This is a genomic window from Candidatus Ornithobacterium hominis (assembly GCF_900538215.1).
GTDB classification, from domain to species: Bacteria; Bacteroidota; Bacteroidia; order Flavobacteriales; family Weeksellaceae; genus Ornithobacterium; species Ornithobacterium hominis.
The window spans coordinates 134,729-148,436 of sequence record NZ_UNSD01000005.1 but is presented as its reverse complement, the minus strand read 5'-3'; the positions used below and the strand labels follow the sequence as shown (position 1 = coordinate 148,436).

General features: G+C 34.1%; 12 protein-coding genes. 8 read left to right on the top strand and 4 right to left on the bottom strand.

What is annotated here, in order from left to right; genetic code table 11:
* Positions 1 to 7 precede the first annotated feature (7 nt).
* Positions 8 to 697, bottom strand: a complete 690-nt coding sequence (locus D5J18_RS05765) for a zinc metallopeptidase (RefSeq protein WP_119058066.1) — start codon at positions 695 to 697, stop codon at positions 8 to 10.
* A 124-nt stretch (positions 698 to 821) separates the two neighbouring features.
* On the opposite strand from D5J18_RS05765, the gene D5J18_RS05760 reads away from it, so the two are divergent.
* Positions 822 to 1,943 carry a GNAT family N-acetyltransferase gene (locus tag D5J18_RS05760; RefSeq protein ID WP_119058065.1) on the top strand — a complete coding sequence of 374 codons (1,122 nt, stop codon included), beginning with the start codon at positions 822 to 824 and terminating at the stop codon, positions 1,941 to 1,943.
* On the opposite strand, the gene D5J18_RS05755 is transcribed toward D5J18_RS05760, so the two are convergent.
* Positions 1,922 to 2,377, bottom strand: a complete 456-nt coding sequence (locus tag D5J18_RS05755; protein ID WP_119058064.1) for a helix-turn-helix domain-containing protein — start codon at positions 2,375 to 2,377, stop codon at positions 1,922 to 1,924. The two genes, D5J18_RS05760 and D5J18_RS05755, sit on opposite strands and share 22 nt — an antisense overlap.
* Positions 2,378 to 2,639: 262 nt before the next feature.
* Here D5J18_RS05755 and D5J18_RS05750 point away from each other — a divergent pair, with 262 nt between their 5' ends.
* The 5 genes from D5J18_RS05750 (at position 2,640) to porT (ending at position 7,576) form a co-directional block, all read left to right on the top strand.
* Complete coding sequence (locus D5J18_RS05750; protein ID WP_119058063.1) at positions 2,640 to 3,773, top strand: M14 family zinc carboxypeptidase; 1,134 nt, start codon at positions 2,640 to 2,642, stop codon at positions 3,771 to 3,773.
* 233 nt (positions 3,774 to 4,006) lie between these two features.
* The gene (locus tag D5J18_RS05745; protein WP_119058062.1) at positions 4,007 to 5,281 is read left to right on the top strand and encodes an acetyl-CoA hydrolase/transferase family protein; all 1,275 of its coding nucleotides are present in this window, start codon (positions 4,007 to 4,009) and stop codon (positions 5,279 to 5,281) included.
* Between the two features lie 156 nt (positions 5,282 to 5,437).
* Complete coding sequence (locus D5J18_RS05740) at positions 5,438 to 6,001, top strand: hypothetical protein (protein ID WP_119058061.1); 564 nt, start codon at positions 5,438 to 5,440, stop codon at positions 5,999 to 6,001.
* Positions 6,002 to 6,007: 6 nt separating this feature from the next.
* Positions 6,008 to 6,736 (top strand): bifunctional demethylmenaquinone methyltransferase/2-methoxy-6-polyprenyl-1,4-benzoquinol methylase UbiE, encoded by a 729-nt coding sequence (gene ubiE / locus D5J18_RS05735; protein WP_119058060.1) that lies wholly within the window; start codon positions 6,008 to 6,010, stop codon positions 6,734 to 6,736.
* A 24-nt stretch (positions 6,737 to 6,760) separates the two neighbouring features.
* Positions 6,761 to 7,576: a type IX secretion/gliding motility protein PorT/SprT gene (porT, locus tag D5J18_RS05730; RefSeq protein WP_119058059.1), complete on the top strand. Its 816-nt coding sequence runs from the start codon at positions 6,761 to 6,763 to the stop codon at positions 7,574 to 7,576.
* Between the two features lie 185 nt (positions 7,577 to 7,761).
* Here porT and D5J18_RS05725 read toward each other — a convergent pair whose 3' ends face one another.
* Both D5J18_RS05725 and pta read right to left on the bottom strand, forming a co-directional pair.
* Positions 7,762 to 8,946: an acetate/propionate family kinase gene (locus tag D5J18_RS05725; RefSeq protein WP_119058058.1), complete on the bottom strand. Its 1,185-nt coding sequence runs from the start codon at positions 8,944 to 8,946 to the stop codon at positions 7,762 to 7,764.
* Between the two features lie 6 nt (positions 8,947 to 8,952).
* Complete coding sequence (gene pta / locus D5J18_RS05720; protein WP_119058057.1) at positions 8,953 to 11,043, bottom strand: phosphate acetyltransferase; 2,091 nt, start codon at positions 11,041 to 11,043, stop codon at positions 8,953 to 8,955.
* 469 nt (positions 11,044 to 11,512) lie between these two features.
* On the opposite strand from pta, the gene D5J18_RS05715 reads away from it, so the two are divergent.
* On the top strand, positions 11,513 to 12,262 hold the full coding sequence (locus tag D5J18_RS05715; protein ID WP_119058056.1) for a YaaA family protein: 750 nt from the start codon (positions 11,513 to 11,515) through the stop codon (positions 12,260 to 12,262).
* Between the two features lie 4 nt (positions 12,263 to 12,266).
* Positions 12,267 to 13,706 (top strand): ArnT family glycosyltransferase, encoded by a 1,440-nt coding sequence (locus D5J18_RS05710; protein WP_119058055.1) that lies wholly within the window; start codon positions 12,267 to 12,269, stop codon positions 13,704 to 13,706.
* The last annotated feature ends 2 nt before the right edge of the window (positions 13,707 to 13,708 follow it).

Here is a 13,708-nt window from a genome sequence, read left to right as displayed (position 1 = left end):
CAACTTTTTAATCTCTTTTCCCGCCTAAAAGAATGCTAGCGAAGTAGATCAATTGTGCCAATGACCCCAAAGCAGCAACCAAATAGGTTCTTGCAGCCCATTTGAGCGAATCTCTAGCCGCACTGTACTCCTGCGGTTGTACAATGCCGTTTTGTTGCATCCAAGCCAACGCACGATTGCTCGCATCGTATTCTACAGGTAAAGTTACAAAAGTAAATAATGTTACTACTGCAAAGGCTAATACACCAAACGTTAAAATCCAAGGATTCCCCATGTTATAATAAAGGAAAATACCACCCATGATGAGCCACATTGATAGCTGTGAGCTGATGTTGACCATCGGTACCATTTTTGAGCGAAATTGTAGCCAAGAGTAACCCACCTTATGTTGCACCGCATGGCCACATTCGTGAGCAGCTACAGCCGCCGCCGCTGCATTTCTTTCATAATAAACTACTTCTGAGAGGTTTACCGTTTTATTTGCAGGATTGTAATGATCTGTCAATTGCCCTTGTGTACTGATGACGCGCACATCATGAATATTGTTATCAGCCAACATCTTCTCAGCGATTTCTTTTCCACTCATTCCGTTGCTGAGGTTAACGTTTGAATATTTTTTAAACTTTGATTTTAATTTCCAGCTAACATAGTAACTTACAGCTGAGATCACTATTATTAATATGTAATAAAAATTCATGGTCTTTTTTTTGGATTTATACTTTTACAAATATAATGCCTTTTTGGAATATAAAATGTAGAGAAGCTTCTTCATTCAAAATATTAAAAAAAATCATATTTTTGAATTTGCATTATAAAATTGAATGGAAATTATAAAAATTAGCAACCGTCGAAAAGATTTACTGAAATTTATCGAATTCCCAAAAAAACTCTATAGAGATTATCCTTATTTTGTGCCACCACTAAATCAAGAAGAATTAGCCGCCTTAGATTTTGATAAAAACCCTGTATTTCAACATGCTGAAGCAGAATATTATTTAGCCTTAAAAAACGGGAAAGTAGTAGGGCGAATTGCAGCGATTGTCAACTGGAAAGAAGTCAATGAGCTAGGGAAGGAGCAAGGGCGCTTTGGTTGGTTTGACTTTATTGATGATTATGATGTGAGCGCTGCTTTGCTAAAAAAAGCAGAAGACTTTATAATTTCTAAAGGCTTGAAAAAAATAGAAGGTCCCGTTGGTTTCTCTAATTTAGATAAAGCTGGATTGCTAACCAAAGGTTTTGACAAGTTACCTACCATGGTGACGCTTTATAATGCACCTTATTATGAATCTCATTTGCTTCATTATCAGTATGAAGTTGCCAAAACTTGGGTAGAGTATGAAATGCATGTACCTGCTGAAAAACCTAAGCGAGTAGCTAAATTTTCAGCTATAATAAAAGAACGCTATGAGTTAAAAATCAAAGAGATTAAATCAAAAAAAGATTTGCTGAAAATAGCAGATTCTATGTTTGATTTGATGGATAAAACCTACGGAGAATTAAGCAGTTATGTGCCTTTTCAGCCTGAGCAAATCAAACATTACAAAGAAAAATACATTGGCTTTATCAATACTGATTTTGTGACAGCCGTAGCCAATAAAGATGATAAATTGATTGCCTTTGCCATTACAATGCCTAGCTATTCTAAAGCTCTACAAAAAGCCAACGGACGGATTTTCCCCTTTGGGTGGTATTACTTTATGCAAGCATCCAAGAAAAATGATGCCGCAGCTTTTTACCTCATTGGCATCGACCCTCAGTATCAGAACAAAGGAATCACCGCTTTAGTTTTTAATGAAATGTTTAATACCTTTCAAAAATATGGAATAAAATACATTGAAACCAACCCTGAATTAATTGAAAACAAGAGTATTCAATTGCTTTGGAAAGATTTAAAGCCAACGCTACACAAAACCCGAAAAAGCTATTGTAAAGAATTATCTTGATAGGCTGTGAAACTGCCGTCGGTGTAAAAAATAACGATTTGTTCAATTTTTTTTAAGCCTTTAGAAATTTTTCCTTTTTCAGGTTGAATTTTCTGCAATACTTCCTCTCCAATTTCATCAAAAAGGCTAGGAGATGAGTTTCCGACTCCGTGTTTTTCTTGAAACAAATCATTATTCTCATTCATTTTTGAAGAATGATTTTCTTCTTTTCTCTCATCACGTTCAAACATCGGTAACTTCCCGTGAATCAAAAAATCCCAACGCAGCTCGGGAAAAGTGTTTTTTATCTTCACAATAAAATCAAGACTTAAATTATTTCTCCCTGTCATAATGTGAGATAAACCTGAACGCTGAACTTCTATTTTTTCAGCTAATTCCGTTGCGTTAATATTGTAAACTTCTAAAATACTTTCTAAAATTTTCTTAGACTTCATTTACATTGTTATTTTCAAGCGATAAATATACTTAAAATAATTATTCCATTAAACTTAAAGTTAAGTTAATCTATTCAATTAAATTAAATGTATTAATTAATTGAAATACAAATCATTATTAAATTTAATTATATAGTTTTTAAAATCTTCAAAAGCAGCATGACAAAATTACAGCTAATATTTTAGACACAAATGTGAATTAAACTTAAGAGTTATAAATGTAAACTACATTTATTTTTTAGAAATATAAATATCTTTGAATATGATTCAATATTTAAATTATCGTGTTCCAGGATTTGAAAATAAATACGTAAATCCTAAAAAATTAAAAGAATTTATCCAGAGAAAAAACTGGAATTATCAAGTTCTAGGGAAGAGCCAACAAAATAGAGATATTTATAGCGTTAGCCTCGGGAATGGGCCGATGAAATTTGCTTTTTGGTCTCAAATGCACGGAAATGAAAGTACAAATACAAGAGCATTATTAGATTTATTTCATTATTTAGATAAAGAGCAGCCGAAGTTTTTAAACCAATTTCAATTGGATTGGATTCCACAGCTTAACCCTGATGGGGCTGCGGTTTGGAGTCGATATTCTGCCAGTGGAGTTGATTTAAATCGAGATTTTATACAAGAATCTACTCCAGAAATAAAAATCTTAAAATCATATATTTTTAAGAAAGGTTACAAATGTATATTTAATTTACATGATCAAAGGAATTTATTTTATACCAAAAATAATTTGAAATCAACGGAAATAGCAATACTTTCACCAGTTGTTGGTCAACATTTGATGAATGAAAATTGTATTTTAGCTAAAAAATATTTGGCTGCAATTATTAGCAAAATGAGGGAGTTTACAAATGTAAATTTAGCTAAATTTAATGATTCATTTTACCCTTTAGCTGCGGGTGATAATTTTCAGAAAAGCGTCCCAACTATTTTAGTTGAAGCAGGGTATTGCCTAAATGACTTGCAGCGTAACCGAATTAGGGAGCAATTATTTTATTTTTTTTATTCTTTATTACAAATTGATTTTTCTAAGCCTTTAAAAAATTTTGAAGCGTATCAAGAATTACCGTTAAATTCTGAGGGGGCTTATGATTTAATTTTAAAAAATGTGAAAATTATTCAGAATAATCAGGAGGTAATCACGGCATTAGGTATCCGATTTCGGGATGAATTCATTGATGAACAAGTGAAAATAATTGCAGAAGTAATTGAAATTGGTGATTTAAATATGGCCATCGGCTATGAGATTTTTGATGCACAGGGGCAGATTTTAAGAAATAATGAGTTAGGCTATGAAATTCCTCAACGTGGGATGAAGGCAGATTTTGTCTTGGGGAAGAATATAAAAATAGAAAATGGAAAAATCAGAGAAATAAAACTATAATTTAACATAATATATATTATGGGCAAAACATTCTATGCTGAAATAGCAAATGAAAAGATATTATATATTATAATTCAGTAAGGATTTATAATCTGTTGGAAAAAATACAAGAGAAATAAAAACTGAATAAGAAATACTACGAGGAAATTCTAAAATTTTTAAGCCTTAGAAAATTTTAAAATGATTTAAAATATTATTTTTATTTAGTAAATTAACGGCATAAATTTTCGAGAATGATTTACAAAAGTTTAAAAGAAGCTGTAAGCCTTATTAAATCAGGGGATCGTGTGTTCATTCATAGTGCTGGAATGGCTCCTAGCCCTCTAATTGATGCGATGGCAGATGAGTATGAAAGATTAGAAAATGTAGAAATCGTTTCAATTCATACAGAGGGTTCTGCAAAATATGTGATGGAGCCTTATAATCAATCATTTAAAACAAATGTGTTTTTTGTAGGTCAGAATGTAAGAAATGCTGTTAATGAAAGTTTAGCTACCTACACTCCTATTTTTTTGAGCGAAGTGCATCAGTTATTTAGAAAAAATATCTTGCCGATAGATGTGGCTTTGATTCATGTTTCACCACCAGATGAGCATGGGTTCTGCTCTCTCGGTGCTTCGGTTGATATTTCGTTGCCTGCAACAGAGACTGCTAAAAAAATCATTGCACTGGTTAACCCTCTAGTGCCCAGAGTGCATGGCGATGGCTTTATACATAAAAGTAAAATTGATGTGGCTGTAGAACATAATGAGCCGCTAAACTCGATAAAGTTGCCTGAGCCTAATGCTAGCGAAAAGAAAATCGGGGCGAATGTTGCTGAATTGATAGAAGATGGGGCTACTTTGCAAATTGGCATAGGTGCTATTCCCAATGTAGTTTTAGATAATTTGAAAAATCATCAGCGCCTAGGGATTCATACCGAGATGTTTTCTGACGGAATTTTACCTTTGGTGGAATCAGGTGTCATCACTGGTGAGGAGAAGAAAATCAAACCAGGTAAGATTGTCAGTTGTTTTGCCTTGGGCAGCCAGAAACTCTATGATTTCATTAATGAAAATCCTATTGTTCAATTCAAAGAAGCTGCTTACACCAACGATACTTCTATCATCAGGCAAAACCCTAAGGTAACCGCTATAAATAGTGCTGTGGAAGTTGATTTAACAGGGCAGGTTTGTGCGGAATCTATTGGCAGTTATCATTTCTCTGGCGTTGGCGGACAGATTGACTACGTGCGTGGAGCGGCACATTCAGAAGGCGGAAAGCCTATTTTTGCTTTTAGTGCAAGAACCAAGAATGGAAAATCTAAAATCGTACCCCAGCTCAAATTAGGAGCAGCCGTCACAACAACTCGTGCGCATGTACATTATATCGCTACAGAGTATGGAGTTATAAATCTTTTTGGGAAAAGTTTAAAGGAAAGAGCTAGATTGCTTATATCTATTGCTCACCCCGATGATAGAGAATTATTGGAAAAACAAGCTTTTGAAATTCTTCACATTAAAATTTAAATTTTTAAAGCCTTAATTTTTTTTTGGGTTCATGACATTTTGTTTTACCTATTTTTTTGGCTAAAATAGAAATATTAATAGCCTAAAAATAAATCTTGCCTGGCAATGCGCTACGGGATTTCCATATTAATTTTTAAATTTGGGGAATTTTAAGAAATGAAAAAAGTTAGTCCCAATCTTATTGGATTCATTATTGCGGCAATCATGCTGGTTGCCTCAGTCTACATTTATCAACACTTTTTAGCCAAAAAAAGCGAATATCTTTTAGATAATAATTCCGATGAGAGTTATAAAATTCAAGTTGGGCATACGGTTTACACCCTAGCAGCTCATCAAACTTTGCCTATACCTTTGGGCAAAGGAATTCACCATATTATTGTGAAAAATGAGAAAGATTCGCTCATCAGTCAACAAAAAATCGAGGTAAAGAAACTGAGAGGTTTAGTCAATATCGGTCATCAAACATATTTTATCTTTGGCTTGCCTTATGGTGTTAAGGTAAATGTAGATTCCATCTTTGAGCATAATAAAACCACTTACCAAGGTAAAAAATATTTTGGCCCTTTAAAAATTGATAGTTCTTTTTACATTGAAGATTTTTATTACAATTTGAATGAAAATTTCCCTTCGCTCACCAAAAGTTCTTTGAATGATACTTTGCGAACCAAGATATTCCGTGAAGGTGATTTTAAACAATTTTATTTTGAACACTTTGAATAAACTAATATGTCACAAAAAATAAAACCATACAATACCCAAAAATCCAAAAAAAATGAAGTGGAAGAAATGTTTGATAATATTTCTTCTAAATACGATTTCCTAAACCGCTTGCTTTCGGCTCGCATAGATGTGCTTTGGCGAAACCAAGTTGTGAGTAAAGCCAAAAAAGAAAATCCTGAAAAAATTCTTGACGTCGCCACTGGGACTGGTGACTTAGCCATTGCCTTAGCAAGAAAAATAAAGGCTTCAAAAATCACAGGCTACGATCTCTCTGCTGGTATGTTACAAATTGGGAAGCAGAAAATAAGTAAAAAAAACTTACAAAATCGCATAGAAATGATTCAGGGAGATGCAGAAAATATGCCGTTTGATGATGATTTCTTTGATGCTATAACAGTCGCTTTTGGGGTAAGAAATTTTGAAAATTTAGACCAAGGTTTAACTGAATTCTACCGTGTGCTAAAACCAGGCGGGAAATTATTTATTTTAGAATTTTCTCAACCACAGAAATTTCCTATGAAGCAATTGTATCAATTTTATTCATACCGTATTTTGCCTGCAATCGGTCAATTATTCTCCAAAGATAGCCGTGCCTATACCTATTTGCCTGAGTCGGTTTCCGCCTTTCCGCATGGTGAAGAAATGCTCAATATTTTGAAGAAAAATCAATTTAAGCAAGTCAAAGATAAAAAACTTACCTTTGGTATCTCAAGTATATATGAAGCAATCAAGTAATTTAACTTCACCAAAATTATGAAGATGAAAAATTTTATAACACTATTGGTTTTCTTTTGTTTCTGCACAATTCAGGCACAATTCAGAGTAAATTATGATAAAAAAGATAAATTTACTGAGCTAGACCAGCAGCGTTTTTCTTGGGGGTACTTTATTGGTTTAAATCACTTTAATTTTAATGTCCACCCTGTTCATCAAAATCAATTAAATCCTACGGGTGTTGGCATCAATTCTTACGGGAAATTCAATGTTTATTCTGATAATAAGTTGGGGTTCTCTGCTGGATTGATGGGGCGGATGAAAGTCAGTGAATATTTCGATCTTTTCATTCAGCCAGGGATTCATTTCACTGAGCGTATTTTACACTTTAATCACATAGAAGTAGGGAAAACTTACAACAAACCAGACCCTAACAATCCTTATGACCCACATTTTAGTTCAGGAACATTTACTGCAACTGAAGGTTCAAAAACGAGAGCAGTCAAATCTACTTATCTAGATTTACCACTTTTCATTCAGCTGCATGGTGACCGCTGGTTCAACACTCGGCCTTATGTTCAAGCTGGTTTTGGGTATATGGCAAATTTGCAAAGCAATCAAAATTCCCAAGATGATAATGAAGATGGAATTTTCCGTTTGAAAAGTAATAATTACAATTACCAAATTGAAACTGGTATTAGTATTTATTTCAATCGATTTAGGTTGACACCTTCAGTCAAAGGAGTTTTTTTACTAAACAACGAATTGATTCCTGACGATATAGACACGCCCCAAATTTGGGCAGGTTCTGTCAAGTCATTGAAAACCAGAGCGATTTTATTTAGCTTAAAATTTGAATAAAAATTTTTTAAGGCTTAAGAAAAATTAGAAGGTAAATAATTTTAATATATTTACCTTCGGTGTATTTAGGATTTTTAAATCACTAATATTTAGATTATTATGAGAAAATTTTGTGCAGCTTAACTTATTTTTTATTAATCGTTTCCTATAAATTTTAATGACCGATAATTACTGAAGTGGGGCTTTTAATTCAAAAGTTGAAAAGTTTGCTTAGCAATTTCTAATTCTTCATTGGTTGGAATCACAATAATTTTCACTCTCGCAGTCTCTTTTTGAATTTCTCTGATTTCTTTTGCACGAATTTTATTTAATTCTGGGTTCAGCTCAATCCCAAAGTAATCCATATCTCTACAAACCAAATCTCTAATGATGTCACTGTTTTCACCAATTCCAGCTGTAAACACTAGAGCATCTAGCCCATTCATGGCTGCCGCATAACTTCCAATTTCTTTTTTGATACGGTAAGCATTCATTTCTAGTGCCAATTGACATTTTTCATCACCTTTCTCTGCACGGTCTTCGATATCGCGTAAATCGCTAAAGCCCGTCATACCCAACATTCCACTTTCTTTAGTGAAAATTCGATTTAATTCTTCGGCAGAGTAATTGTATTTATTCATCAAATAGAAAATAATTCCTTGGTCTAGTGAGCCAGTACGAGTTCCCATAATGAAGCCTTCATTGGGCCCGAAGCCTAAGCTGTGGTCGATACTTTTCCCGTTGAGGACAGCTGTCGCACTGCAACCATTGCCCAAGTGTAGACAAATAATTTTACTATCTTTTTTCCCTAAATACTCTATGGCTTTTTCTGAAACATATTTGTGTGAAATACCATGGAAACCATATACACGAATGTCTTTTTCGGTATAGAAATCATCAGCTAAAGCATATTTATACGCTTTCTCAGGCATAGTTTGGTGGAAAGAAGTGTCAAAAACGGCAATTTGCTGTGCTTTATCAAAAATATTTTCAGCAACTTCAATTCCTTTTAAATTCGCTGGGTTGTGCAGCGGAGCCAAGTCAAAAAGTTCTTGAATACTATCTTTCACCGACTGATTGATTAAAGTCGTTTGAGTAAATTTCTTGCCTCCGTGAACCACACGATGTCCCACGGCCTCGATTTCATCAGCATTCTTGATTACGCCTACTTCTTCATTTTGAAGCAAATCTGCTACAACCTTGAGTCCAAACTCGTGCGTAGGAATCGGCTGTAGAATTTTCTTTTGGTTTTGGTCGGTTTTATAATTAACTATACCTTCTTCTAAACCTATTCTTTCAATTAATCCACTGGCAAGTACGGTTTCTGCTGGCATATCTATCAGTTGAAATTTTATAGATGAACTACCAGAATTAATAATGAGTATTTTCATAGAATTTTAATAATCTTGTGCTTGAATTGCTGTTAATATAATTGTGTTAAATACGTCTTCTGTAGTACAACCTCTACTCAAATCGTTTACTGGTTTATTTAAACCTTGCAACATCGGGCCAATTGCTATAGCTCCAGTTTCACGCTGCACAGCTTTGTAAGTATTATTCCCAGTATTTAAATCAGGGAAAATCAACACATTGGCGCTTCCTGCCACTTCTGAGTCAGGTAATTTTTTCAGTCCAACGCTGGCATCTACAGCAGCATCATATTGAATCGGACCTTCCACTTTAAGATCTGGTCTTTTTTCTTTCACAATTTTTGTAGCCTCGCGTACACGATCTACGTCCTCTCCTTTCCCACTGCTTCCGCTAGAATAAGAAAGCATGGCAATGCGTGGTTCTATACCAAAGGCTTTGGAGCTATCAGCCGAAGATATTGCAATTTCAGCCAACTGCTCTGCTGTCGGGTTAGGGTTGATGGCACAATCTCCCATCACAGAAACTCGGTCATCTAAACACATAAAGAAGACTGAAGAAACTATGGAACATCCAGGCTTGGTTTTGATAAATTGCAAGGCAGGGCGAATCGTGTGTTGCGTCGTATGAACCGCACCACTCACCATCCCGTGAGCATCATTTTTATAAATCATCATCGTACCAAAATAGGAGACATCATACATTGTGTCTTCTGCCATTTGCTTATTGATTCCTTTGTGTTTTCGTAGCTCGTAGAATGTCTCTGTGTACTCTTCAAAACGCTCAAAGTTATGTGGATCTATGATTTCTACTGAACTGAAATCAATATTTAAATTTAGATTTTTAATCTTATTATTAATTTCCTCCTCGTTCCCCAACAAAACAATATCAACCAACCCCATTTTGCTCAAACGAGCCGTTGCACTTAGAATTCTTTCATCTAAAGCTTCTGGCAAAACAATTTTCTTTTTCTCCTTGCGTGCCATATTGATGAGATCATATTGAAACATTCTTGGCGTACGAATTTTATTCTGAAACTGGTTAATGTTTTGAATTAAAGCTTCTGGGTTAACATATTGATTAAATGTATTGACTAAAGCTTCAATTTTTGATTGATTATCAGAAGTTACTCTAGATGGAATACTACCGATGAGTTGCGTGGTCTCAAAAGTTCCCGTTTCAACACTCAGTATCGGAATTAATTTTTCTAAACCAGTCAATAATTGATTTATGGTTTCCTCTGGCAAAATACCACCAGTCAATACAATACCAGAAAGCTGTGGGTAATTGCTAGAAATATGTGCCTGTATAGAACCTAAAATGATGTCTGCCCGATCCCCTGGTGTGATGACTAAGCCATTTTCTTGAATATGATTTAAAAAATGTGGCAATTGCATCGCTCCTACAGCAAATTTCCCAGTGAGATTTGAAAGTAATTCTTCTCCAAACAAAAGTTTCGCACCCAAGTGATTGGCTATTTCTGCTACCGTCGGGTTTTTTAGCTTATCAACCATCGGGATAATGATTTTTTCCACCTTTTCAGGTAGGAAATTATCTAAATACCCTTTTAATTCCTCAATATTTTCAGGTTGAATTTTATTTGCCACGACACCCACTACCTCTACGTCTTCGCTGTTGTAGATTTGATAAGCCATTTCCAAATTTCGATTAAATTCCTTGAAACCCTTCCCTACTCCACTGCTTACAATCAAGGTTGGAAGCCCTAAATTTTTGGCAATATTAACGTTCCAATCAAACTCAAAAACGCTGCTTTCGCCAATAAAGTCAGTTCCCTCTACCAACACAAAATCAAATTGGCTTTCAATTTTTTTGTACTTCTCAATAATGATGTCTAACGACTCGCCAATACGATTGGAATTTCTATTCTCAATCAAAACATCGCGCGTCACACCATACATCTCTTCATAAGGAATCGAAATATTGAATTTATCTATAAAAGTATTGATATGATTATCAGCGTTTTTATCCTCTGAGCTCACCACTGGCCGGAAGTAGCCTACCTTTGCCATTCGCCCCAGAAGTGCATTCATTAAACCTAAAGTAATGATTGATTTTCCGCTGTGTGGTTCTAGCGTTGCAATGTAAATTCCTTTATTCATAGAACAATTGTGTTACTGGCAAAAGTAAGAAATTTTAAGAAATTTAATTGAAAAACAATGCACTTAAAACCATGATAAATTTCAGTAAAAATAACCCGTAGTGCATTATAAAAAAAGTCAGTTGCTTAAAAGGTTAAAATGATTTCATAACATTGATTTACAGTTAAATGCAATTAATTAACTTAATTATTTTTAGTTGAATTTAAGTTAATTGAAACCTTATTTCATCAGTTCTGCGACCAGCTTTAGAAGAAATTATACCAAAATTTTTTAAGGCTTAAAAAATTCAGTTGCTTGATGAATTTGTATTTGATAGAAATATTAATCATTGCAGACTCTTTTCATGGAAAATGACTATTTTTGCCCATAGTAATTGGTTTTGTTAGAACTTTAAACTTACTAAGAAGAAGGGTAGCCTTTTGAGCCTAATTTTATCTGACACAATGATTAACTTTATACTTTTATCTTTATGAAATTATTTCTCTCCCCTGCCAAGCGGCTTCAAACTGATTTCAGCAATGAATGGGGCTCTCTACAAACGCCAAAATTCATTGATGAGGCTAAAAAAATCATGCAAGAATTACGAGAAAAAAGCCCACAAAAATTAGAGAATTTAATGGGAATTTCAAGTGATATTGCTGAGATGAACTACGAAAGAAATCAAGTATGGAGTTCAAACCCTCAAGAAAAATTAGCCGCTGCACAAATGTTTGATGGAGAAGTTTACCGAGGCTTGACTGATGAGAAATTGAGCAATGCAGCAAAAGAATACTTGAAAAAAAATCTTTATATCCTATCTGGCTTATACGGAATTTTATCGCCCCACAGTGCTGTGATGCCTTATCGGCTAGAGATGGGAACCAAGCTCTGGGACGACAAAAGATTAGACCAATTTTGGCAAGAAAAACTGACTGATTTTGTGAATCAAAATACCCAAAAAGATGAAATTCTACTTGATTTATCAAGCATGGAATACATGAAATCTTTGAACCAAAAAAAATTAAAAGGACGGGTTTATGACTTGAAATTCATGGATTTCAAAAACGGAAAGTATAAACAAATCACCGTTTATTTCAAAAAAGCACGAGGAGCTATGGCACGTTATTGTGCCGAAAATAACATTCAAAATCTAGACGGAATTAAAGCTTTCAACGGTATGGATTATCTCTTCAATGATGAATTATCTACCGAAAAAACTTTGATTTTCACTCGCCGATAGATAGATGAGAAGCTTTGTTTCAAAAAAGATTTTTTTAATCTATTTCATCATTGCATTTTTGCTTCGATTTCCCTTTTTCTTTTTAGATGCAATAGATCATGATGAGAGTACATTCATTCTAGTAGGGCAACACTTGGCAGATGGCTTTTTGCCTTACTACGATTTGTGGGATTTAAAACCACCAGGAATTTTTTATTATTTCGGAGCCCTTCTCAGTTTATTTGGTAAAAAACTATGGCTCATTCGCTTAAGTGGTGTTATTTTAGTTACATTTTCAGCTTGGTTTTGCTATAAAATTAGTCTAAATTTTGTAGAGAAAAAATCAGCTTTTTGGGCAGGAATTCTCTGTATTTATTTACTCTCGGTTTTTGGCACGATGCAAGGTGTGATGTCAGAGCACATCGGGATTTTACCTTTTTTATTAGCATTCTATTATTTGCTAAAACCTTTGAATTGGAAAAACACAATCATCATCGGTTTTGGGTTTGGCTTAGCATTCATTTGCCGACTGAACTTAGCTTACCCAGCCGTAGTGGTTTTGCTTCTCTCCTATTTTTTTGAGCAAAATTTTTTAAGCCTTAAAAAAAAATTAAATTATTTCATCATTATAATTAGCGGGTTTTCAGTACTTTTTTTAGCAGCCTTTCCTTATTTTCTAAAAAACGATTTACACTTTCTTTACCAAACAGTCATTAAAGCTTCACTCGCTTATTCAGATGCAGATTGGGCGGACGTTATTTCCACATTGCCTTCGATTTTTATTTTTCTAAGCCTTACATTTTCATTCATTTTTTTTAATCTTCAGAAAAAATCTTTTGGGCGAAACGCCATCCTTTTGAGCGGTGTTTTGTTTGGAATGATTTTCATGTTTTTGAAAAGTGGGAAAATTAACGGGCATTATTTGATTCAGATTTACCCCTTTTTATGTGTAATTTTTGTTTATTTGATTGAAAATTATTTTGTTAAAATTCGCTATCAAAAAGTTCAAAAATTCATTACCCTATTTTTCATCCTAGCTGCCAGTGAAAGTTATTTTCAATATTTCAAATTGATTCAGCATCAGTATACTACATCTTCTTGGTTGATGGGCGATGCTTTTGAAATCAGTGATTGGCTAGAAAAAAATCACCCTCTTGAGAAAAATTTATTTTTCATGAAAAGTCATTTGGGCTATTGGCTGACCCAAACCCAACCTCCCACACCCGTGGTAACGCACCCTACAAATGTGTACCGAGAGACGGCTTATCTATATTTGAAATCACCAAGAAAATCACCAGCGGTTGAATTAAATTACATTTTCAATGATTTACAACCGAAATTCATTATCGAGAAAAAAGATTATTTAGAAAGAAATAAAAATCCAAATAATCCTTTTTTCGGATTCTATAAGGCTTATCAAAAAGTTTATGAAACTAAAAATGCTGTGATTTTAGAACGAAAATGAAT